The organism is Caulobacter sp. GW821-FHT10A10, assembly GCF_059415745.1.
In genome coordinates this window covers 131,598-153,851 of sequence record NZ_JBWKNV010000003.1, presented here as the reverse complement: position 1 = coordinate 153,851, position 22,254 = coordinate 131,598, and the positions used below count along the sequence as shown (strand labels likewise).

Annotated in this window: 19 protein-coding genes, 1 tRNA gene and 1 pseudogene; 16 read left to right on the top strand and 5 right to left on the bottom strand. The window is 69.1% G+C overall.

Annotated features, from left to right (window positions below):
- Nucleotides 1–13: 13 nt before the first annotated feature.
- Together AC07NS_RS10015 and AC07NS_RS10010 are read left to right on the top strand one after the other, a co-directional pair.
- Entirely contained in the window at nt 14–445 is a 432-nt protein-coding gene (locus AC07NS_RS10015; RefSeq protein ID WP_494602963.1) for a MerR family transcriptional regulator, read from the top strand.
- 73 nt (nt 446–518) lie between these two features.
- A tRNA-Pro gene (locus AC07NS_RS10010) sits at nt 519–595 on the top strand.
- A gap of 90 nt (nt 596–685) precedes the next feature.
- On the opposite strand, the gene AC07NS_RS10005 is transcribed toward AC07NS_RS10010, so the two are convergent.
- Nucleotides 686–928 (bottom strand): DUF2842 domain-containing protein, encoded by a 243-nt coding sequence (locus AC07NS_RS10005; protein WP_487291183.1) that lies wholly within the window; start codon nt 926–928, stop codon nt 686–688.
- The gene (locus tag AC07NS_RS10000) at nt 919–1,242 is read right to left on the bottom strand and encodes a GlsB/YeaQ/YmgE family stress response membrane protein (protein WP_494602962.1); all 324 of its coding nucleotides are present in this window, start codon (nt 1,240–1,242) and stop codon (nt 919–921) included. Before AC07NS_RS10000 ends, AC07NS_RS10005 begins: the two co-directional genes overlap by 10 nt.
- Before the next feature lie 113 nt (nt 1,243–1,355).
- Here AC07NS_RS10000 and AC07NS_RS09995 point away from each other — a divergent pair, with 113 nt between their 5' ends.
- From AC07NS_RS09995 to AC07NS_RS09965, 7 genes and pseudogenes are all read left to right on the top strand, one after another.
- The gene (locus AC07NS_RS09995; RefSeq protein ID WP_494602961.1) at nt 1,356–2,387 is read left to right on the top strand and encodes a COX15/CtaA family protein; all 1,032 of its coding nucleotides are present in this window, start codon (nt 1,356–1,358) and stop codon (nt 2,385–2,387) included.
- Between the two features lie 257 nt (nt 2,388–2,644).
- On the top strand, nt 2,645–4,123 hold the full coding sequence (locus tag AC07NS_RS09990; RefSeq protein ID WP_494602960.1) for an alkaline phosphatase: 1,479 nt from the start codon (nt 2,645–2,647) through the stop codon (nt 4,121–4,123).
- Between the two features lie 186 nt (nt 4,124–4,309).
- Entirely contained in the window at nt 4,310–4,783 is a 474-nt protein-coding gene (rplM, locus tag AC07NS_RS09985; protein WP_110118255.1) for a 50S ribosomal protein L13, read from the top strand.
- A 3-nt stretch (nt 4,784–4,786) separates the two neighbouring features.
- On the top strand, nt 4,787–5,260 hold the full coding sequence (gene rpsI / locus AC07NS_RS09980) for a 30S ribosomal protein S9 (protein WP_494602959.1): 474 nt from the start codon (nt 4,787–4,789) through the stop codon (nt 5,258–5,260).
- Nucleotides 5,261–5,420: 160 nt separating this feature from the next.
- Entirely contained in the window at nt 5,421–6,374 is a 954-nt protein-coding gene (argC, locus tag AC07NS_RS09975; protein ID WP_494602958.1) for an N-acetyl-gamma-glutamyl-phosphate reductase, read from the top strand.
- Between the two features lie 93 nt (nt 6,375–6,467).
- Nucleotides 6,468–7,760 (top strand): annotated as a pseudogene (locus tag AC07NS_RS09970) (PAS domain S-box protein); the annotation flags it as partial.
- Nucleotides 7,761–7,859: 99 nt separating this feature from the next.
- Nucleotides 7,860–8,939 (top strand): ATP-binding protein, encoded by a 1,080-nt coding sequence (locus AC07NS_RS09965; RefSeq protein WP_494603467.1) that lies wholly within the window; start codon nt 7,860–7,862, stop codon nt 8,937–8,939.
- On the opposite strand, the gene AC07NS_RS09960 is transcribed toward AC07NS_RS09965, so the two are convergent.
- Nucleotides 8,936–9,403, bottom strand: a complete 468-nt coding sequence (locus tag AC07NS_RS09960; RefSeq protein WP_494602957.1) for a MarR family winged helix-turn-helix transcriptional regulator — start codon at nt 9,401–9,403, stop codon at nt 8,936–8,938. The genes AC07NS_RS09965 and AC07NS_RS09960 overlap by 4 nt on opposite strands.
- Nucleotides 9,404–9,484: 81 nt before the next feature.
- Between AC07NS_RS09960 and AC07NS_RS09955 the strand changes: the two genes are divergently transcribed.
- Nucleotides 9,485–10,966 (top strand): FAD-dependent oxidoreductase, encoded by a 1,482-nt coding sequence (locus AC07NS_RS09955; RefSeq protein WP_494602956.1) that lies wholly within the window; start codon nt 9,485–9,487, stop codon nt 10,964–10,966.
- A 195-nt stretch (nt 10,967–11,161) separates the two neighbouring features.
- Here the strand turns inward: AC07NS_RS09955 and AC07NS_RS09950 are convergent, their stop codons facing one another.
- Both AC07NS_RS09950 and phaC read right to left on the bottom strand, forming a co-directional pair.
- Nucleotides 11,162–11,776 (bottom strand): DUF1287 domain-containing protein, encoded by a 615-nt coding sequence (locus AC07NS_RS09950; RefSeq protein ID WP_494602955.1) that lies wholly within the window; start codon nt 11,774–11,776, stop codon nt 11,162–11,164.
- Between the two features lie 226 nt (nt 11,777–12,002).
- Nucleotides 12,003–13,988, bottom strand: a complete 1,986-nt coding sequence (gene phaC / locus AC07NS_RS09945) for a class I poly(R)-hydroxyalkanoic acid synthase (protein ID WP_494602954.1) — start codon at nt 13,986–13,988, stop codon at nt 12,003–12,005.
- 95 nt (nt 13,989–14,083) lie between these two features.
- On the opposite strand from phaC, the gene AC07NS_RS09940 reads away from it, so the two are divergent.
- The 6 genes from AC07NS_RS09940 (at nt 14,084) to recJ (ending at nt 22,238) form a co-directional block, all read left to right on the top strand.
- A complete protein-coding gene (locus AC07NS_RS09940; protein ID WP_494602953.1) occupies nt 14,084–14,530 on the top strand; it encodes a hypothetical protein in 447 nt (148 codons plus the stop codon).
- A gap of 107 nt (nt 14,531–14,637) precedes the next feature.
- Nucleotides 14,638–15,858 (top strand): LL-diaminopimelate aminotransferase, encoded by a 1,221-nt coding sequence (locus tag AC07NS_RS09935; protein WP_494602952.1) that lies wholly within the window; start codon nt 14,638–14,640, stop codon nt 15,856–15,858.
- Between the two features lie 137 nt (nt 15,859–15,995).
- Complete coding sequence (locus AC07NS_RS09930) at nt 15,996–17,285, top strand: homoserine dehydrogenase (protein ID WP_494602951.1); 1,290 nt, start codon at nt 15,996–15,998, stop codon at nt 17,283–17,285.
- Between the two features lie 74 nt (nt 17,286–17,359).
- Complete coding sequence (gene glpX / locus AC07NS_RS09925) at nt 17,360–18,310, top strand: class II fructose-bisphosphatase (protein ID WP_494602950.1); 951 nt, start codon at nt 17,360–17,362, stop codon at nt 18,308–18,310.
- A 120-nt stretch (nt 18,311–18,430) separates the two neighbouring features.
- Nucleotides 18,431–19,408 carry a class 1 fructose-bisphosphatase gene (locus AC07NS_RS09920; RefSeq protein ID WP_494602949.1) on the top strand — a complete coding sequence of 326 codons (978 nt, stop codon included), beginning with the start codon at nt 18,431–18,433 and terminating at the stop codon, nt 19,406–19,408.
- Between the two features lie 1,003 nt (nt 19,409–20,411).
- The gene (gene recJ, locus AC07NS_RS09915) at nt 20,412–22,238 is read left to right on the top strand and encodes a single-stranded-DNA-specific exonuclease RecJ (RefSeq protein WP_494602948.1); all 1,827 of its coding nucleotides are present in this window, start codon (nt 20,412–20,414) and stop codon (nt 22,236–22,238) included.
- The last annotated feature ends 16 nt before the right edge of the window (nt 22,239–22,254 follow it).

Genomic DNA, 22,254 nt, shown 5'->3' with positions numbered 1-22,254 from the left:
GGGATTCGATGCGGTGGCGAAGGGGCCCAACGCCTTCCGCACGATTTCCGAGGCCGCCGAAGAGCTAGGCGTCCCCCAGCACGTATTGCGTTTCTGGGAGACCAAGTTCTCCTTCATCCGCCCGATGAAACGGGCCGGCGGGCGCCGCTTCTATCGCCCGCAGGACATCGCCGTGCTCAACGGCGTGCGCGCGCTGCTGCACGCCGAGGGCTACACGATCAAGGGCGTCCAGAAGCTGCACCGCGAGCAGGGCGTCACCCATGTGATCGCCGCCGGCCTTGGCCAGAACGGCGCGGCCTTCCTCGAATCTCCCATCGGCGACGGGTTCGGCGATTCGTCCGTTTCGCAGGCGCCCAGCCCCGAACGCCGGGCTCGGCTGGTCGAGGCCCTGGACGACCTGACCAGCATCAAGGCCCGTCTGGACGGGCTTTTGACGCGTTCCTGAGACCTCGCGAAAAGCCCTCGATTTCCGATTGCCGAGTCGGGGAGCGGCGCCTATAAGGGCGCTCCTTCCGCGTCGGAGCGTGGCGCAGCCTGGTAGCGCACTTGACTGGGGGTCAAGGGGTCGCAGGTTCGAATCCTGTCGCTCCGACCATTCTCTCCCCGGAGAGAAGACCGCGGAAGAAACGCAAAGGCCGCCCTTCGGGGCGGCCTTTTTCGTTTTCGGATCAGCGCTGACCCCAGACTATCGCTCGCCGACGTTCAGCGGTTTGTCCGCCTTGCCCATCCAGGTGATCAGCGGAATGACCGGCAGGATCCAGCCCATGCCCAGCGCCACGAAATAGAGCAGGTGCACGGCGCGATTCAGGGGCAGGTGGTCGTAGAGGCTGGTGAAGGCCCAGATCCAGCCCAGCAGGATCGCGATGACGCCGATCGAGCCGATCAGCTTGCGCAGGCGGGCGGGAATGAGGGGAGCGCTCACGCGGATCTCCGGAAGAGGCCGAGGACGGCCAGGAACAGGGTCGCGCCCACGACGGAGACGACCAGGCTGCCCAGGAAGCCCGGGACCACCATGTGCAGGCGCTGGGCGATGAAGGCGCCGATGAACGAGCCGATCACCCCGATCAGCATCTGCATGAACAGGCTGTGGCGGCGCGCCAGCAGGGCGTCCGCGATCCAGCCGGCCAGGATGCCGATTACCAAGGCGACGAACACGCCCACGCCGCTCATCTCGACATCCCCCAGGAACGCGCTGCGCCCCCGCAGCAGGCGCACCATGCCATGCGACGCAGGGCGCGTCATGACCTCCTTAAGGGGCGGCTGGGCATGGACAGCGGCGCCTTGCGAGGAGTAGGGGCCGGGAGTAGGGGTCTTGCCGCCCCATTTAGGCCCAGAACAGGCGTTTTTTCGGCTTCATGACTTCCTTCCTGCGTTCCGACCGTTCCCGGCCCGTCGCCATCTGGCTGTTCGTCGTGGCCGCCCTGGTCTTCGCCATGGTCGTGGTCGGCGGCGCGACTCGCCTGACCGACTCGGGGCTCTCGATCACCCAGTGGAAGCCGATCATGGGTGCGCTGCCGCCGATGTCGGACGAGGCCTGGCGCGCCAATTTCGAGCTCTACAAGAAGATCCCCCAGTACCACCTGGTGAACCCCGACATGACCGTCGAGACCTACAAGGGCATCTTCTGGTGGGAGTGGGCGCACCGGCTGCTGGGCCGGATCGTCGGCGCGGCCTTCGCCTTGCCGTTCGCCTTCTTCCTGGTGCGCCGCATGCTGCCGCGCCGCCTGATCCTGCGCTGCGGGGCCATGCTGGCCCTGGGCGGCCTGCAGGGGCTGGTCGGCTGGTGGATGGTGTCCAGCGGCCTTTCCGAGCGCGTCTCGGTCGCGCCCGAGCGGCTGATGGTGCACCTGGGCCTGGCGCTCGCTCTCTTCGTGCTGCTGATCTGGACCGCGCTCGACGCCTGGAACGGCGCCCCGCGCGTCGAGGAGCGCAGCGAGTGGCGCGGCTGGGGCCTGGCCTTCCTGGGCGCGGTGTTCTTCCAGAGCCTGCTGGGCGCCCTGGTGGCCGGCAACGATGCAGGGCTCGTCTACAACGACTGGCCGCTGATGAACGGCTCGCTGCTGCCGACCGAATACGCCGGCAAGGGCCTGTGGGGCACGCTGGCCCACAGCCAGGGCGCGGTGCAGCTGCATCACCGCCTGATGGCCTATGCGGTGTGCATCGCCGCCATCGCCCTCGCCGTCGGCGCGGCCCGCGCCCGCCGCCTGCCGCACGAGGCCCGGATCGTCGCCTATGTCGTGCTCGGCGTGGTGCTGGTCCAGGCCGGCCTGGGGATCTGGACCCTGATGGCCGCCGTGCCGCTCAGCCTCGGCGTCCTGCACCAGGCCGGCGCGGCCCTGCTGCTGGGCGCGGCCACCACCTTCGCCTGGCGCGTGCGGCGGCCCTGAGCCGCCTCGCGCAAATCTCCGCGAACCATAAGCTTCGCCTCCCTCGCCCTTGTGGCGAGGGCCCATGCCGGCTTCCGCTCAGACCTTGGGCTTCCTGCGAAGATCTGAGCGGCTGAACGATGGATCCTGGGCACAAGGCCCAGGAAGGCGGTTTTAAGGGGCGGGAGGATTGTTCGGGCGCCCTTGTCGAACTCCCCTCGAAGAACTGTCACGAAACTCCAGCACAGGACCCTCATGTCCCTGCTGGAGATCCCCTCGTGATCCGCGTTCCCTCGCTCCTGGCCGGCGTCTGCGCCCTGGCCCTCGCTCCGGTCTTCGCCTACGCCGCCGACACCACGCCCGCCCAGGCCGCCGACAGCTACTACAAGGCCGGCGAGGCCGCCTTGGCCAAGGCCCTGACCGTCAACCCCAAGACCGGCAAGGCCAAGAACGTCATCCTGTTCCTGGGCGACGGCATGGGCATCTCCACCGCCGTGGCCAGCCGCATCTACGAGGGCCAGCAGCGCGGCGTCGACGGCGAGTCGAACTCGCTCGCCTTCGAGAAGCTGCCCTGGGTGGCGCTCTCCAAGACCTACAGCCACGACACCCAGGTCACCGACAGCGCCGCCGGCATCACCGCCATCACCACCGGCGTGAAGACCCGCAACAAGGTCATCGGCCTGACCGGGGCCGCCAAGCCCGAGGCCTGCGCCGACGAGGCCGCCAACCGCGTCGAGACCATCGCCGAGATGGCCAAGGCCCACGGCCTGTCGGCCGGCGCGGTCACCACCACCCGCATCACCCACGCCACCCCCGCCGGGACCTACGCCCACACCGCCTATCGCGACTGGGAAGGCGACGGCGACATGCCGGCCGAGGCCCTGAGCGGCGGCTGCAAGGACATCGCCCGCCAGCTGGTCGAGGCGCCGGCCAATCTGCGTCTTGACGTCGCCCTGGGCGGCGGCCGCTCGCGCTTCCTGCCGGAAGACAAGGGCGGCAAGCGCGCCGACGGCCGCGACCTGACCGCCGAATGGACCAAGGCCAAGGGCGGCGCCTATGTCACGACCGCCGACCAGTTGGCGGCGATCGACGCGAGCAAGACCGGTCCGGTGCTGGGTCTCTTCGCCGGCGAGCACCTGCCCTACGAGGTCGAGCGCCCGGTGCTGGGCGAGGGCGTGCCGACCCTGGCGCAGATGGCGACCAAGGCCGTCGACATGCTGGCCCAGAACCCCAAGGGCTACTTCCTGCTCGTCGAGGGCGGCAAGATCGACATGGGCAGCCACCTCAACAACGCCAAGCGCACGCTCACCGAGACCGTCGAGTTCTCGAAGGCCATCGAGGCCGTGCTGGCCAAGGTCGACTTGAACGAGACCCTGGTCATCGTCACCGCCGACCACAGCCACGGCCTGGTGATCTCGGGCTACGCCGCCCGCAGCGCCCCGATCCTGGGCCTGGCCGGCAACGAGGGCGAGCCGGTCGTGGCCGGCGACGGCAAGGCCTACACCGTGCTCAGCTTCGCCACCGGCCCCGGCGGCGCCGAGGGCAATGAGCTGCGCGCCGATCCGGCCAAGGAAGACCTCGACGAGGTCGACTACCACCAGCAGGCCCTGGCCAACCTGCCCAGCGCCGCCCACTCGGGCGAGGACGTCGGCATCTACGCCGACGGCCCGGGCGCCTATCTGGTCCGCGGCGTGGTCGAGGAAAGCTACATCTTCCAGGTCATGCGCCACGCCTTCGGCTTCGACGAGGCCAAGTAGGTCAGGGGAATGCAGCGCGATGCGGTATTTAGATACCGCATCGCGCAATCCCTTGCTCCACAAGGCTTTCCGAACTTTCCTGCGCGCGCATTGTTGACAGGCGGCGAACCCTTCGGTATCAGCCGCCCCTCACGCGGACGGAGCCGGTTCCCGGATCCCAACGCACAGGAATTACGGATCAATCCCATGCAAAAGACCACGGCTTCCCTGAAGCCCGCCGAGGTCGAGAAGAAGTGGATCGTGGTCGACGCCAAGGACGCCGTTGTCGGCCGTCTGGCGACGTTCATCGCCATGCGTCTTCGCGGCAAGCACCGTCCCGACTACACCCCGCACGTTGACTGCGGCGACTTCGTCGTCGTGATCAACGCCGACAAGGTGAAGTTCACCGGCAAGAAGCTGGACGACAAGGTTTACTACCGCCACACCGGTCACCCGGGCGGCATCAAGGAAACCACCCCGCGCAAGGTCCTGGAAGGTCGCTTCCCGGAACGCGTCCTGAACAAGGCCGTCGAGCGCATGCTGCCGAAGGAAAGCCCGCTGGCGCGCAAGCAACTGACGCACCTGCTGGTCTACGCCGACGCCGAGCACCCGCACCAAGCGCAGAACCCGGAAGTCATCGACTTCGCGGCGCGCAACGTCAAGAACACCCGGAGCGCCTAAGTCATGTCCGAAGCTCAAGGTTTTGACGCGCTGGCCAGCCTGTCCAGCAACCCCGCCGCGGCCGCTCCGGCCGAGCCGAAGATCGACGCTCAAGGCCGCGCCTACGCGACCGGCAAGCGCAAGAACGCCATCGCGCGCGTGTGGATCAAGCCGGGCACCGGCAAGATCACCGTCAACGGCCGCGACCAGGAAGTCTACTTCGCTCGCCCCGTGCTGCGCATGATGATCGCTCAGCCGCTGCAAGTGACCGAGCGTCTCGGCCAGTTCGACGTCGACGTCACCGTCGAAGGTTCGGGCCTGTCGGGTCAAGCCGGCGCCATCCGTCACGGCCTGTCCAAGGCTCTGACCTACTACGAACCGGCCCTGCGCCCGGTCCTGAAGCCGCACGGCTTCCTGACCCGCGACAGCCGCGTCGTCGAGCGTAAGAAGTACGGCAAGGCCAAGGCCCGCCGCAGCTTCCAGTTCTCGAAGCGCTAAGCGCGGTTCGCACGCGTTTGGAAGAGGGCGCTTCGGTCATCCGAAGCGCCCTTTTTCTTGCGTCCTTTTCTCGGGCCCGATGGCGCCCGAATACAAGCGCCGGTCACACGGCGCGGCCAGACTGGTCCGGACAGACGGCCCAGGCCGAGGAGTTGGCATCATGGCGAACACCCCGAAAGTCTTCATCGACGGCGAAGTCGGCACCACCGGCCTGCAGATCCGCGAGCGCCTGATCGGCCGCACCGACCTGCAGCTGATCTCGATCGACCCGGAAAAGCGCAAGGACGCCGCCGCCCGCGCTGAGCTGCTCAACGCCGCCGACGCGGTGATCCTGTGCCTGCCCGACGACGCGGCCAAGGAAGCCGTCAGCCTGATCGAGAACCCGCTGGTCAAGGTGATCGACGCCTCCAGCGCCCACCGCACCAACGCCGACTGGACCTACGGCTTTCCCGAGCTCGACAAGGAACAGCGCAAGAAGATCGCCGCCGCCAAGCGGATCTCCAATCCGGGCTGCTACGCCACCGGCGCCATCGCCCTGACCCGGCCGCTGGTCTCGGCCGGCCTGCTGTCGTCCGACCTGCCGGTCTCGTTCAACGGCGTCTCCGGCTACACCGGCGGCGGCAAGGCGATGATCGCCGAGTTCGAGGACGAGACCTCGCCGAGCTACACCAAGGTCGCCTACCGCATCTACGGCCTGTCGCTGACCCACAAGCACGTGCCCGAGATCCAGAAGCACGGCGGCCTGCTGACCCGCCCGATCTTCACGCCGGCCGTCGGTCGCTACGCGCAAGGCATGCTGGTCGAACTGCCTCTGCACCTTGGCCTGCTGGAAGGCTCGTGCTCGCTGGGCGACATCCACGCGGCCCTGGCCGCCCACTACAAGGGCGAAGCCTTCGTCGAGGTCGCCTCTCTGGACGAGGCCAAGAGCCTCTCCACCCTCGACCCCGAGGGTCTGAACGGCACCAACCGCATCAAGCTGTTCGTCTTCGGCTCCGACACCAGCGGTCAGGCCCGCCTGGTGGCCCTGCTCGACAACCTGGGCAAGGGCGCCTCGGGCGCCGCCGTCCAGAACCTCAACCTGGCCCTGGGCCTGGACGAGAAGGCGGGCCTCTAGGCGGCCGCCGCCGCTTCGTCGACTTCCCGACCGCCGCGCGGAGCCTTTCGCGCGGCGGAACGTTCCTCCGTCAGTTCGAGCGGGGGAGGCTGGATGACCATCGATCGCGACGCCGCCTTGGCCAGGGTCTTCCCCGGCGACAGCGAGATGGCGCGCCGAATGCGGGACACCGACTGGGCGGCCACGCCGCTTGGCCCGCCCGAGGCCTGGCCCACGGGCCTGGCGACGCCCCTGGCGATGATGCTGACCTCGCGCTTCGAGATGTGGCTCGGCTGGGGCGAGGATCTGCATTTCTTCTACAACGACGCCTACATCCCCACGCTCGGGATCAAGCACCCCGGGGCGCTCGGCACGCCGTTCCGCGAGGTCTGGCGCGAGGTCTATGCCGACGTCGAGGCCCAGGTCCGGTCGGTGATGGTCGAGGGCCAGCCGACCTGGAACAAGGCCCTGCTGCTGCTGCTCGAGCGCAGCGGCTACCCGGAAGAGACCTACCACACCTTCTCCTACAGCCCCCTGCGCGACGGCGACGCCATCCGCGGCCTCATGTGCATCGTCACCGAGGAGACCGAGCGGGTGATCAGCGAGCGGCGGCTCGACACCGTGCGGCGACTGGGCGAGTGCCTGATCGGGGCGGTGACCCAGGAGACGGTGCTGCAGGGGATCTGCGACGCCCTGGCCGCCAACACCGAGGACTTCCCCTTCGCCCTGGCCTATGTGCGCGACCCGCTGGGCGGGCTGGTCGGCTGCGCGGCCACCGACGAGGCGCGCGACCTGCTGCGCGTGCGCTGGCCGCTGGAGCGCGAGGCCGACGGCGTCCAGGACTATCCCCTGGATGCAGGCGTCGCCTATCCGACCGGCGCCTGGGCCGTCCCGCCGACCCGCGCCCTGATCCTGCCAATTCCCGGTCCGCACGGCGAGCCGGTCGCCACCCTGGTGCTGGGTCTCAACCCGCATCGCCGCGGCGATCCTGGCCTGCATGATCTGGCCAATCTGGTCGCCGACCGCGCCGCCGGCGCCTTCGCCCAGGCGCTCAGCGTCGAGACCGAGCGCCGCCGCTCCGACCGCATCTGGACCAACGCCCGCGACCTGATGGTGGTGGTCGACGGCCAGGGCGTCTTCCGCTCGGTCAGTCCCGCCTGGACCCGCATCCTCGGCCACGCGGTCGAGGAGGTGGTCGGCCGGCCGATGGCCGCCTTCGTCATGCCCGAGGAGCTGGACGTCACCTACGCCGCCCACGGCAGCATCATGGACGGCGCCCAGGTCACCGGCTTCGAGAACCGCTACCGCACCAAGGACGGCGACTGGCGCTGGATCTCGTGGAACACCGCCTTCGAGGACGGGCTGATCTACGGCTATGGCCGCGACGTCACCGACGAGAAACAGCAGGCCCGCCAGCTGAATCAGGCCGAGGAAGCCCTGCGTCAGGCCCAGAAGATGGAGGCCATCGGCCAGCTGACCGGCGGCGTCGCCCACGACTTCAACAACCTGCTGACCGTCATCCGCTCGTCGGCCGACCTGCTGCGCAGCCGCGACCTGCCGCCCGACCGCCGCCGGCGCTATGTCGACGCCATCTCCGACACCGCCGACCGAGCGGCCAAGCTGACCAGTCAGTTGCTGTCGTTCTCGCGCCGCCAGGCCCTCAAGCCCGAGCGCTTCAACGTCGCCGCCAAGGTCGAGGCCCTGGGCGACATGCTGCGCTCGGTGCTCGGCGCGCGCATGCGGCTCGAGATCGTGGTCGACTGCGAGGAGTGCGTCGTCGAGGCCGACGTCAACCAGTTTGAGACCGCCCTGATCAACCTGGCGGTCAACGCCCGCGACGCCATGGAAGGCGAGGGAGCGCTCACTGTCCGCATCGACGCCAGGGAGACCATCCCGGCCATCCGCGGCCACGCCGCCAGCCACGGCGACTTCGTCACGGTGGCGGTGATCGACGAGGGCTCGGGTATAGCGGTGGACGAGCTCTCCAAGATTTTCGAGCCGTTCTTCACCACCAAGGAGGTCGGGCGCGGCACGGGTCTCGGCCTCAGCCAGGTCTATGGCTTCGCCAAGCAGTCGGGCGGCGACGTGGCGGTCGACAGCCGCCGTGGCCGGGGCTCGACCTTCACCGTGTATCTGCCGCGCACCCGTGAGGTGGTCACGCCCCCCCGCCGCGTGTCGCCACCGCCGCGTGGCCGCCACGAGGGGCGCGTGCTGGTGGTCGAGGACAACGCCGCCATCGGCGAGTTCGCCACCCAACTGCTGCGCGATCTCGGCTACCACACGGAATGGGCGGCCAACGGCGTCGAGGCCCTCGAACGCCTGGAAAGCGGCGGCGACTTCGACGTGGTGTTCAGCGACGTGGTCATGCCGGGCCTGGGCGGGGTCGAGCTGGCGCGCCAAGTGGCGCGGCGTTGGCCCGGGCTGCCGGTGATCCTGACCAGCGGCTACAGCCACGTGCTGGCCACCGACGCCCGCCACGGCTTTCCGCTACTGCACAAGCCCTATTCGGTGGAAGAGCTGTCCCACATCCTGCGCCAGGTCGTCGGCCGGGCCGACGAGGCGAAGGTGGTCGCCGGAGCGGGTTAGGGAGGCGACCCACCGATCAGCGTGGCGGGATCGGCGTTGATCCCGTCGGCCAGCTTGCGCATCAGCCGCACCAGGTGATCGACGTCCTCGGCGCTCCAGTCCTTGAACAGCACTAGGGCCATGTGCGCCCGGGCCGCGTCCACGGCGTCGGTGGCGATCTTGCCCTGAGGCGTGATCACCGCCTCGCGCACCCGGCGGTCGGCCGCGCCGGCCTGCCGCTTGACGAGGTCCAGCTCCTCCAGCCGCGCCACCTGCCGGCTGACGGTGGAGTGGTCGCGCCCGACCCGGCCGGCCAGCTCCACCACGCCGATCGGCCCCAGCCGCTCGATCGAGACCAGCAGCGGAAACAGCGCCCGTTCCAGGGAAAGGCCGGCTGCCTCCAGCATGGCCGCGTCCCGCTCGGGCTCGTTCATCGCCCCGACCAGATCCATCATCGACCGGTGCAGCGAGGGCAGGGACTTCAAGATATGTGCATTTTGCACATTGTTTGTTGACATGCGGCGACCTCGAACGAATATGTGCATCATGCACATAATGAGGCCGACATGGAAGACCACAGCCCCATCGACGTCCTGATCTGCGGCGCGGGCGCCGCCGGCCTGACCCTCGCCATCGACCTGGCCCGCCGCGGCGTGTCGTTCCGCCTGATCGACAAGCTTGCCGCGCCCTTCGCCGGTTCGCGCGGCAAGGGGATCCAGCCGCGCACGCTGGAAGTGTTCGAGGACCTCGGCGTCCTGGAGGCGCTGGCGGCGGTCGGCGGACCCTATCCGCCGCAGCGCATTCATCGCGCCGACGGCGGCTGCGACGAGGTGCAGGAGATGGTCGTGGCCGCGCCCACGGCCCAGGAGCCTTACCGCACCCCCTTGATGGTCCCGCAGTTCGCCACCGAGGCGGTGCTGCGCGAGCGGCTGGCGGAGCTGGGCGGGACGGTCGAGTACGGCCGCGAATTGACGGTCTTCGACCAGGCCGCCGACCGGGTCGTGGCCCAGGTCCAGGGGCCGTCCGGACCCGAGACGATCGCCTGCCGCTACCTGGTGGGCGGCGACGGCGGCCGCTCCTTCGTGCGCAAGGCGCTGGCGATCGACTTTCCGGGCAAGACCCTGGGCGTGCGCGCCATTGTCGCCGACGTGGTGCTTGAAGGGCTGTCGTGCGACGCCTGGCATCGCTTCAACGAGGGCGACATGGCCCGGCAGTACGCCCTGTGCCCGCTGGTTGGCACGGACTTGTTCCAGCTTCAGGCCCCGATCCCTTCGGAAAGCGAAGTGGATCTATCGGCGGCCGGCCTGCAGGCCTTCATCGAGGCGCGCACGCCGGGAACCGAACTGCGCGTGCGGGGCGTCTCCTGGGCCTCGGCCTACGCGATGAACGCTCGGCTGGCCGACCGCTACCGCGATGGGCGCGTGTTCCTGATCGGCGACGCCGCCCATATCCATCCGCCCACCGGCGGCCAGGGCCTGAACACCAGCGTGCAGGACGCCTACAATCTGGGCTGGAAGCTGGCTGCCGTGCTGGCCGGCGCGCCCGAGAGCCTGCTCGACACCTACGAGGAAGAGCGCCGCCCGATCGCGGCCGGCATGCTGGGCCTGGCGACCGGCCTACTGGAAAAGGCCCGCCAGGGCGACATGCGGCGCGGGCGCGAAGTGCACCAGCTGGACCTGGGCTACGAGGCCTCGTCCCTGTCCCTGGAGACGCCCGGACGCCAGGAAGGCCTGCTGGCCGGCGATCGCGCGCCCGATGCCCTGCTGCGCGATGCGGCCGGCGCGCCAGTGCGATTGTTCGAGCTGATGCGCGGCCCGCACTGGACGCTGGTCGCGCGTGGCGCTGCTCCCATCGATGCGCGCGAGGGGCTGCGGATCGTCACGGTCGGGGAGGGCGGCGCCTTCGCCGATCCGGACGACACTCTGGGCCGCGCCTACGGTCTGGCCGGTGGGGATCAAGTGCTGATTCGGCCGGATGGCTACGTGGCGGCGGTGGGAACTGAGCGGGACCGGTTAATCGCCTATCTCCAGCGGGTGCTGCCGTCCTGATCCCTCTCTCTTGGAGAGAGGGAGGGGCCCGCGCCGCAAGGCGTGGGAGGGTGAGAGGTTTCACCGTTGGCCGGAAGACCTCTTGCCCCCTCAACCGACGACCCCACCCGCGCTTCGTTCGGAAAGTTTGTTACCTCTCACCCTCCCACCGCTTCGCGGCGGGCCCCGCCCTCTCTCAAAGAGAGAGGGAAGCAATCACACCCGCCAGCGATAGTGTCCCACCGGCTTGTGCAGCTTCAGCATCCACAGCGGCTCGTCCCGCGCGCCGGCGCCGATGTTGTGCACCACGCGGGGCTTGTCGGGGCCCTCGACCACGACGCCGATGTGCGGGCGGCCGTTGCCGAACAGGCGCCAGCTGACGATGTCGCCGGGCTCGGGCTGGTCGAAGTCGTCACCGGACCGCGCGGCCCGGCTGGCCTGCACGCGAGCGCCCTGGCGGTCGAGATAGGTTTCCAGGTTCAGCACGCGCCGGTGATCGATATTGGCGTCGGCGCTCTTCTGGCCCCAGGCGCGGCGGGCGGGATAGGCCGAGAAGGCCCGCGTCATGTCGGCGTGCACGCGCTCCTGAAGATCCACGTTCCAGGCGTCGCGGGCGGCCCGCACCAGCACGTCGGCGCAGACCCCGGTGGTGCGCAGCACGTCGCCGTGCGGATAGCCGATCGCCCGGTAGCTGGGATCATAGTCGGTGGTCACGCCCACCTGCGCCCGGGCCGCCTTGGCCAGTCGCAGGCCGTCGCCACGGCTCGCCGCGCCCAGCCAGGGGGCGGCGGCCAGCAGGCCCAGCGCTGTGCGACGATCGAACTCGAGCATGGCGGCAAGCTCCGCCGTGATCGGGGCGAGTTTTGGGCGAACGTGGGTCTTCAAGATGTTCCTTCTCCCCTTGCGGGAGAAGGTGGCGGCGAAGCCGACGGATGAGGAGTCTCTCAGAAGTCTGACACCGCGCCCGGCCTGACCGCCCGTCGCGGCGGACAGGTCTTTCGACCCCTCACCCGACCTCCTTCGGAGGCCACCCTCTCCCGCAAGGGGAGAGGGGGTATCAGGCCGCCGCGTTCGAGCGCACCCGCACGAAGCTGCCCGGGGCCTCCTCGAACGCCTTCAGCGGGCCCTTGCTCGGATCCCGCGCCGGGATCAGCTTGCCGGACTTGGCCTTCAGCCAGCCCGCCCAGTGCGGCCACCACGAGCCGGGGTGCTCCACCGCGCCCGACAGCCAGCCCTCGACCGAGCCGGGCAGGTGCTCGTTGGTCCAGTGCTGGTATTTCTTGGCGTCCGGGTGGTTGATCACGCCGGCGATGTGGCCCGAGCCGGCCATGGTGAAGGTCACCGGCCCGCCGAAGGCCCGCGCGCCGCGATAGACGCTGCGATAGGGGGCGATGTGGTCGTCCTTCGACGACTGCACGTAGATCGGCGTCTTGACCTTCGACAGGTCCAGCTGCTCCCCGCCCAGGCTCAGGCGGCCGTGGGTCAGGTTGTTGTCCTTGTAGAAATTGCGCAGGTAGAACAGGTGCAGCGATTTGGGCATCCGCGTCTGGTCGGCGTTCCAGAACAGCAGGTCGAACGGGCGCGGCTCCTTGCCCATCAGGTAGTTGTTGATGAAGAACGACCAGATCAGGTCGTTGCCGCGCAGGGCGTTGAAGGTGTCGGCCATCGATTGGCTGGGCAGGAAGCCGCCTTCCTGGTCCATCCGCTGCTCGATCTCCTTCAGCCAGGCCTCGTCGGTGAACAGCAAGAGGTCGCCGGCCTCGGCGAAGTCCTGTTGGGCGGCGAAGAAGGTGGCCGAATTGATCCGCTTGTCGCCGCGCGCGGCCATGTGGGCCAGGCCGCAGGACAGCAGCGTGCCGCCGATGCAGTAGCCGACGGTGTTGACCCGATCGACGCCGCACTGGGTCATCACCTGCTGGCTGGCGTCGTAGATGCCCTCCAGCATGTAGTCCTCGAAAGTCTTGGCGGCGAGCTGGCTGTCGGGATTGACCCACGAGGCCACGAACACCGTGAAGCCCTGGCCGGTCAGCCAGCGGATCATCGAGTTCTCGGGGCGCAGGTCGAGAATGTAGAACTTGTTGATCCAGGGCGGGAAGATCAGCAGCGGGATCTCGTACTGCTGCTCCGTGGTCGGATCGAACTGCAACAGCTGCAGGATGTCGTTCTGGTAGACCACCTTGCCCGGCGCGGTGGCGACGTTCTCGCCGACCTTGAACTTGGCCAGGTCCGTCTGGCTGATGGCCAGTTGCCCGCCGCCGCGCTCCAGGTCGGCGGCGAAGTTCTCCATGCCGCGCTTGAGGCTCTCGCCGCCCGTCTGCATCACCTCGCGCAGGGCCGCGGGGTTGGAGATCAGGAAGTTCGACGGCGAGAAGGCGTCGGTCAGCATCTTGGTGAAGAACTCGACCCGGCGCTTGGACTGCGGATCGACCGTCTCGGCCTGGGCCACCAGGCCGTTCAGCCAGTTCGACGTCAGCAGGTAGGACTGCTTCATCATGTCGAAGACGGGATTGGTCACCCAGTCGGGATCGGAAAAGCGCTTGTCGCCGTGGGCCGGGGCGACGACGGGCTTGGTCTCCTCGCCGACGGCGCGGCGGGCGGCCGACTGCCACAGCTCCATGTAGCCGTTGAAGAGGTCGGCCTGGGCGCGCAGCAGCCGGTCGGGCTGGGCCGCCAGGCTGCCGATCACCTCGTTGAGGGCCGGGCCGACGTGGAACGGGTCGGGCGACAGGGCCGCGGGCCGGTCGGCCTGGCGCAGGGCGGCCTCGGCGATCGCGCCCTGGGCGGTGACCGCCGCGCGGGCCAGGTTGGCCGACAGGGTCTCCATCATCCGGCGCTGCTCTTCGGTCAGCAGCGAGGCGATGTCGGGACCTGCCGAGAAACCGGCGGCGACCGATTCGGTCTTGGGCTCGGGCTGAGGCGGTGGAGGAGGGGGCTTTGGCGCGGCGGCGGGCTTCTTGGCGGCTGCGGCAGGGGCTTTTCTGGGCTTCGGCGGCGCCTTGGCGCTCTTGCCCGTGTCCTTGCCGGTGGTCCCGCCCTTTGCCATGCGCGTTCCTTCCGTCTGAATGTCGTCGATCGGCGGCCCGATTCTCGTTCGGCGCCTTCCGCTCGCCGCGATCATCGCATAAGACCTGAGACAAGATGAACGGCCAAACCGGTAAAATCGTACGTTACGGCGCCTCGCTGGCGGTCCTCGCGACCTTGCTGTCGGCGTGCGGCACGTCGCCGTTCACGCCGCCGCCGGTGGATCAGACCTCGCCGGTCGCCTCCGCCGCCGAGGCCGCGGCCCACCAGCGCGGCGTGCGGCCGAGCTTCGCCGACATCCCGGCGATCCCGACCGACATCCCCAAGCCCGGCCAGTACAAGGCCCAGGTGCAGGAAGAACTGGCGGCCGCCGCCCAGCTGAAGCGCGACACCGCGCCCGACACCTTCGCCCTGTCCGACACCGAAGGCTTCGCCGCCCGCGCCCAGCGCGCGGCCCGCGTTCCGCCGTCGGAGATTCCGACCGTCGCCGACCGCGCCGAGACCGAAGCCTTCGCCAAGGCTGCTCGTGGCCGAGCTACCCCGCCTCCGTCCAAGCCCCAATAGGGCGACGGAGGCATAATTTTCCTTGAACTGGCTTGGCTATGCCCCGCTCGGGGTCTATCCATGCCCGACTTTTCGCTCCTGCAGCGCCAGAGGGCGCACGAGCCATCATGACCGCCGATTTCCATCGCATCCGCCGCCTGCCGCCCTACGTCTTCGAAGAGGTCAACCGCATCAAGGCCCGCCTGCGCGGCCAGGGCGTCGACATCATCGACTTCGGCATGGGCAACCCCGACATGCCCACGCCCCAGCACATCGTGGACAAGCTGGTCGAGACCTCGCGCGACCCGCGCTCGGGCCGCTACTCGGCCTCGAAGGGCATTCCGGGCCTGCGCAAGGCCATGGCCGGCTATTACGACCGCCGCTTCGGCGTGAAGCTGAACCCCGACACCGAGGTGATCTCGACCCTGGGCTCGAAGGAGGGCTTCGCCAACCTCGCCCAGGCCCTGACCGCCCCCGGCGACGTCATCATCTGTCCGAACCCGGCCTATCCGATCCACGCCTTCGGCTTCATCATGGCCGGCGGCGTCATCCGCCACGTGCCGGCGCTCAGCCCCGAGCAGTACCTGTCCAACATCAGCCGCGCGGTGAAGCACTCGGTGCCGCCGCCCTCCGTGCTGATCCTGTCCTATCCGTCCAACCCGACGGCCCAGACGGTGGATCTGGACTTCTACAAGGACGCCGTGGCGCTCGCCAAAAAGCACGACCTGCTGGTCATCAGCGACGTGGCCTACGGCGAGATCTATTTCGAGGACAACCCGCCGCCGTCGATCCTGCAGGTCGAGGGCGCCAAGGACATCGCCGTCGAGGTCAACTCGCTGTCGAAGACCTACGCCATGGCCGGCTGGCGCGTGGGCATGGTGGTCGGCAACGCCCGCATCTGCGCGGCCCTGGCCCGCGTGAAGTCCTATCTCGACTACGGCGCCTACACCCCGGTGCAGGTCGCCGCCGCCGCCGCGCTTAACGGTCCGCAGGACTGCGTCGAGGAGATCCGCGGCATCTACAAGGGCCGCCGCGACACCCTGGTGTCGTCGATGAAGCGCGCCGGCTGGGACATCCCCAACCCGCCCGCCTCGATGTTCGCCTGGGCCAAAATCCCCCCGCAGTTCGAAGCCGCCGGCTCGATGCTGTTCTCGCGCCTGCTGATCGAGGAGGCCGGCGTCGCCGTCGCCCCCGGCATCGGCTTCGGCGAATACGGCGAGGGCTATGTCCGCATCGGCCTCGTCGAGAACGAGCACCGCATCAAGCAGGCCGCGCGCAACGTGAAGAAGTTCATCGCCAACGCCGACCAGATCCTCGCCAAGGCCCACAACAGCCTCGAGCAGGGTTGAACCAACTCGCGAAATCCTCGCCCTTCGACAGGCTCAGGGTGAGGATTTCGACTGCCAACGCCTGCAATAGCCCTCATCCTGAACCGTCGAAGGACGAGGGCGGCCCCCGGGCCGACTGGAAGACTAGGAACCGCACCATGACTCAGAAAACCTGGCGCGTCGGCGTCGCCGGCCTCGGCACCGTAGGCGGCGGCCTCCTGCAGTTCCTGGCCGAACGCCCCGACTTCGCCCCGGCCGGCGACCGCGCTGTCGTCACCGCCGTCTCGGCCCGCTCCAAGTCGCGCCCGCGCACGATCGACATCTCGGGCCTGGCCTGGTTCGACGATCCGGTGGCCCTGGCCAGCTCGCCCGACGTCGATCTGTTCGTCGAGCTGGTCGGCGGCAGCGACGGCCCGGCCAAGGCCGCGGTCGAGGCCGCGCTGAAGCTGGGCAAGCCCGTCGTCACCGCCAACAAGGCCCTGATCGCCGAGCACGGCGCGGAACTGGCCGCCCTGGCCGAGGCCAACAACGTTCCGCTGCTGTTCGAAGCCGCCGTCATGGGCGGCACCCCGGCCGTGAAGATGCTGCGCGAAGCCATGGTCGGCGACGACGTCGTCTCGGTGGCCGGCATCCTCAACGGCACCTGCAACTACATCCTCTCCGAGATGGAGAAGACCGGCCGCGACTTCGCCGACGTGCTGCGCGAGGCCCAGGCCCTGGGCTACGCCGAGGCCGACCCGACCATGGACGTCGGCGGCTTCGACGCCGGCCACAAGATCACCATCCTGGCCGCCCTGGCCTTCGGCTGCGCCCCCAACTACGAGGCCGCCGAGATCGAGGGCATCAGCGAGGTCGAGCTGCTCGACATCAAGCTGGCCAAGGACCTGGGCTATCGCATCAAGCTCATCGCCGGCACCGCCAAGTCCGACGACGGCGTCTCGGTGACGGTCCACCCGACCCTGATCCCGCTGACCCACCCGCTGGCCCAGGCCGGCGGCGCGCTCAACGCGCTGTTCATCGAGGGCAAGCGCATCGGCCGCATCTTCATCCAGGGCCCGGGCGCGGGCGCTGGCCCGACCGCCGCCGCCGTCGCCGCCGACATCGCCGACGTCATGACCAAGGCCGTGCGCCCGGTGTTCCAGGCCCCGGCCGGGGCTCTGGCGCCGTTCGTGCCGGTCGATCCGGCCCGCAGCGTCGGCAAGGCCTATCTGCGGATCATGGTCCGCGACGAGCCCGGCGCCATCGCCGCCATCTCCGAAACCCTGGCCGAATGCGGCGTCTCGATCGACGCCTTCCTGCAGAAGCCCGTCGAAGGGGCGGGCGGCGTGCCGATCGTGCTCGTCACCCATGCGACTCCGGAATCAAAGCTTCTCGACGCGATTACACGCATCGAAAAACTGCAGGCCGTGCTAGAGCGTCCCCGTCTTCTGCGTGTCGCACGCAACTAGAGACCGCGAGCAACAAGCGGTCCAGGGTATGAAGACATTGGGAATTTAGCCTCGCCACGGGCTGGGAGACACTGATGAGTTCTAACACCCTGGACCGTTCTCTGGTCCTGGATGCGGTCCGCGTGACCGAAGCCGCCGCCATCGCGTCTTGGACCATGGTGGGCCGGGGTGACGAGATGGCCGCCGACCAGGCGGCCGTCGACGCCATGCGCAATGCGCTCAACGACCTGTCCATCGACGGCGAGATCGTCATCGGCGAGGGCGAGCGCGACGAAGCGCCCATGCTCTATATCGGCGAGAAGGTGGGCCGTGGCGGCCCGAAGGTCGACATCGCCCTCGACCCGCTGGAAGGCACCACCCTGACGGCCAAGGCCATGCCCAACGCGCTGGCCGTGATGGCCTGGGCGCCCAAGGGCACGCTGCTGAACGCCCCCGACACCTACATGGACAAGATCGCCTGCGGCCCGGGCTATCCGGCGGGCGTCATCGATCTGGACAAGTCGCCGGCCGAGAACGTCAAGGCTCTGGCCGCCGCCAAGGGCGTCGAGCCGTCCCAGATCACCGTCTGCGTGCTCGACCGTCCGCGCCACGCCGAGATCATCGCCGCCGTCCGCTCGGCCGGCGCGCGGGTCAACCTGATCACCGACGGCGACGTCGCCGGCGTCATCAACACCGCCGATCCCTCGACCGGCGTCGACCTCTATCTCGGCTCCGGCGGCGCCCCCGAAGGGGTGCTGGCCTGCGCGGCCCTTAAGTGCGTGGGCGGACAGTTCCAGGGGCGCCTGGTGTTCCGCAACGCCGACGAGCGCGCCCGCGCCGCGCGCTGGGGCGTCACCGACTTCGACAAGAAGTACGATCTGCACGAGATCGTCCGCGCCGACGCCATCTTCGCGGCCACCGGCGTCACCTCCGGCGCCCTGCTCGACGGGGTGACCTTCAAGGACGGCTTCGTCCACACCCACAGCCTGGTGATGAATTCCTCGACCGGCGCCGTGCGCGAAGTGCGCATGAAGCGTCGGGTCTGAGGCTTATCGGGCCAGCTTTGATCGCTGGCCCGTTCCGCCACGTAATACTGTCGTACTAGTCTGCGAGTCGGCTCGCAGCCGCGGCGCGTTTCGCCGCCTGTCCATTCGAGGCCCTTCCTGATGACCGCCCTGATCGATCTCGCCAGCCACCTCGCCGGCGATCCCTCCAGCCCCGCGGTCAAGACCGTCGTCGCCGACATCGCCGCCGCCTGCGCTCGCATCAGCCGCATCGTCGCGGGCGGTGCGATCCTGGGCAATCTCGGCGCGGCCGGGGTTACCAACGTCCAGGACGAGGAGCAGAAGAAGCTCGACATCCTGACCAACGACCTGCTGAGCGACGCCCTGAAGGCCTGCCAGCCGGTCGCGGGCCTGGCCTCCGAAGAGTTGGAAGAGATCGAGCCGACCGGTCGCCAGGGCGGCTATCTGGTCACCTTCGATCCGCTCGACGGCTCCAGCAACATCGACGTCAACGTCTCGGTCGGCACCATCTTCTCGGTCCTGCCCGCGCCGGAAGGCCGCGAGCCCACCGAAGCCGACTTCCTGCAGCCGGGCCGTCACCAGGTCGCCGCGGGCTACGCCGTCTACGGTCCGCAGACCATGCTGGTCCTGACCCTGACCTCGGGCGTCGTCGGCTTCACCCTGTCGCCCGACGACCAGTGGCTGCTGACCCACGCCGCCCCGACCATCCCGGCCGACGCGGCCGAGTTCGCCATCAACGTCTCCAACCAGCGCCATTGGGCCGCGCCCATCCGCCGCTATGTCGACGGCTGCCTGGCCGGCAAGGAAGGCCCCCGGGCCAAGAACTTCAACATGCGCTGGGTGGCCTCGATGGTCGCCGACGTGCACCGCATCCTGATGCGCGGCGGGATCTTCCTCTACCCGTGGGACGCCCGCGAGCCGACCAAGCCCGGCAAGCTGCGCCTGATGTACGAGGCCAACCCCATGGCCCTGATCGTCGAACGCGCCGGCGGCAAGGCCACCGACGGCGTCACCCCCATCCTCGACCTCGCCCCGACCAAGCTCCACCAGCGCGTCCCGGTGGTCCTCGGCTCGGCCAACGAAGTCGACGAAGTCGCCCGCGAAACCGCGGCGGGCTGATCCTCCCCCTCTGGGGGAGGTGGCCCGAAGGGCCGGAGGGGGGCCGTTTTCAGCTTCCGCCGCCCCGACCGTCTCTCCCCCGTAAAATCCCCGCGAAAGCGGGGACCCAGGTGTTTTATCGTCGAGCGCGGCGGGTTGCAGAAGAAGCCTGGGTCCCCGCTTTCGCGGGGATTTTACGGAGTTGGGTGGGCAATACGCACGCTGCTCACACGGCGAACTCGGAAAAGAGTCCAACCAACTCAACGCACTACAACTTTATAACCCCAACTTATCCCCGCCTGCTCGAGCCGCCCCCATAATCAAACCCATCCCAGCCATGGGGAGGGCTCTTGGTACCGGCCCGAGTTAGCGGCTGTGATCGCATCGAGCGGGGCCGCTTGGAGCGTCATGGGAAGGGCGGGTTTGCAGGATCGCTCAGAAGGCGTGATTGGGCCGCCAGCCGTTCCGTGACGAGACAAGCGGGTCGACAGGGCCGGGATCGCTAAACCGACCTAACAGGATCAGCCGAGGCCGCCGCCGGATCACCGCGGGGCTATTGATCCTGCCCGTCCGGGGGAAAGGCTGGGCCTTGGGTTGAAACAACACCCGCGCCTCTGGCCCCTCCGAGCCAATGATGCGGCGGAGCGGTCGAACGAAGCCGAAACGCTAAAACACATCACGGTCTCCGGGCTCCGCCCGGCCGCTCCGCGCCTCTCCACACCTAACGCGCATATGCGCGGGAGCGTGAGAAGCCGTGTCCAAGCATCAAGAAACCTCCCCCTGTGGGGGAGGCGGCCGAAGGCCGGTGGGGGGACGGTTTCAGCTTCTTCCGCGTCGGCCGTCTTCGCACCCACACCCCCCACCGATCGCTACGCGATCGCCTCCCCCACAGGGGGAGGTTCCTGGGGACGGGAGAAGGAAGCCACGTCCGCTTTCGCCGCACCGGCGTGCGATGGATCGAATCCCCCAAACCCGTTAATCTCGTCCCATGCCCCAACACGCTGATTTCAGGCTGGTTTAGCCCATGGCCGACGGTCACGCCGTTCCCGTCGCCGCCGACGCCGACACCGCCTTCCTGGGCGTGACGCGCTCGCTGTCCGGCCGCGCCTGGCGCGAGCGCGCCGCCGATTCCGCGATCGTCCGCGATCTTTCCCGCCTGCACGGCCTGTCCGAGCCCCTGGCCCGGGCCCTGGTCGCGCGGGGGATCGACCAGGCCAGCGCCCGCGACTACCTGCAGCCGACCCTGAAGTCTCTGTTTCCCGACCCGTCCAGCTTCACCGACATGGACCGGGCGGCCGAGATCCTGATCGACGCCCTGGTCCAGGGCCGGCCGACCATGGTCTTCGCCGACTACGACGTCGACGGCGCCACCAGCGCCGCCCAGCTGGTGCGCTGGTTCCGGCACATGGGCGTCGAGCTGCCGATCTACATCCCCGACCGCCTGAAGGAGGGTTACGGCCCCAGTCCGGCCGCCTTCAAGACCATCCGCGACTCGGGCGCCGAGCTGGTCGTCACCCTCGACTGCGGCGCCGCCGCCTACGACGCCATCGCCAGCGCCGCCACGATCGGCCTGGAGGTCGTGGTCATCGACCACCATCTGATGCGCGAGGATCCGCCGGCCGCCGCCGCCGTGGTCAATCCCAATCGGCCCGGCTGCCAGAGCGGGCAGGGCGTGCTGGCCGCCGCCGGCGTCACCTTCATCCTGCTGGTCGCCCTCAACCGCGAGGCCCGCAAGCGCGGCCTGTTCGGCGAGGACCGGCCCGAGCCCGACCTGCGCCAATGGCTCGACCTGACGGCCCTGGGCGAGGTCTGCGACGTCACCCAGCTGGTGGGTTTCAACCGCGCGCTGACCGCCACAGGCCTGCGGGTGATGTCCAACTGGGCCAATCCGGGCCTCAAGGCCCTGCTGGAGGTGGCCAAGGGGCAGGGGGCGGCCAGCGTCTTCCACGCCGGCTTCATCCTGGGGCCGCGAATCAACGCCGGCGGCCGCATCGGTCGCTCCGATCTCGGCGCCCGCCTGCTGTCGACCGACGATCCGCTGGAGGCCCAAGCGCTCGCCGAAGAGCTCGATGCGCTCAACACCGAGCGCAAGGCCGTCGAGGCGGCCGTGGTCGAGGAGGCCGCGGCGATTCTCGAGCGCGGCAGCAACTTCAATCCCGACGCCCCGGTCATCGTCGTGGCCGGCGAGGACTGGCACCCCGGCGTGGTCGGCATCGTCGCCAGCCGCCTGCGCGAGCGCTATCGCAAGCCGACCATCGTCATCGGCGTCGACCGGGCGGCGGGGGTAGCTAAGGGCTCGGGCCGCTCGCAGCCGGGGGTGAACCTCGGCCGGGCCGTGCAGGCCGCCTTCGAGGCCGGCATCCTGATGGCCGGGGGCGGGCACGCCATGGCGGCGGGCCTGACCGTGCGTCCCGATTCGATTCCCGAGCTGCGCGCCTTCCTGGAGGAGGCCCTGGCCGGCGAAATGGCCGAAGTCGGCCCCGAGGCGGTCGAGATCGACGCCCTGGTGCAGCCGCGCGCCGCCAATCGCGCCCTCTGGACCGAGTTCCAGCAGATGGCCCCGTTCGGTCCCGGCAATGTCGAGCCGCTGTTCGCCCTGACCGGCGTGCGGCCCGAACGGGTCATGGCCCTGCGCGGCGGCCACGTGCGAGTCGACCTCGTCGGACCCTCCGGCGACCGCATCAAGGCCGTCTCCTGGCGCTCGGCCGAGACCGATCTTGGCCGTCGGCTGCTTGCCGGGGGCGGGGCGCTGCACGTCGTCGGCCGCCTGAAACCCGACGATTACATGGGCCGGGAAGGGGTTCAGCTGGAGATCGAGGACGTCGCAGATCCGCGCATGTGGACGGAATAAAAAAAACGCATCTGAC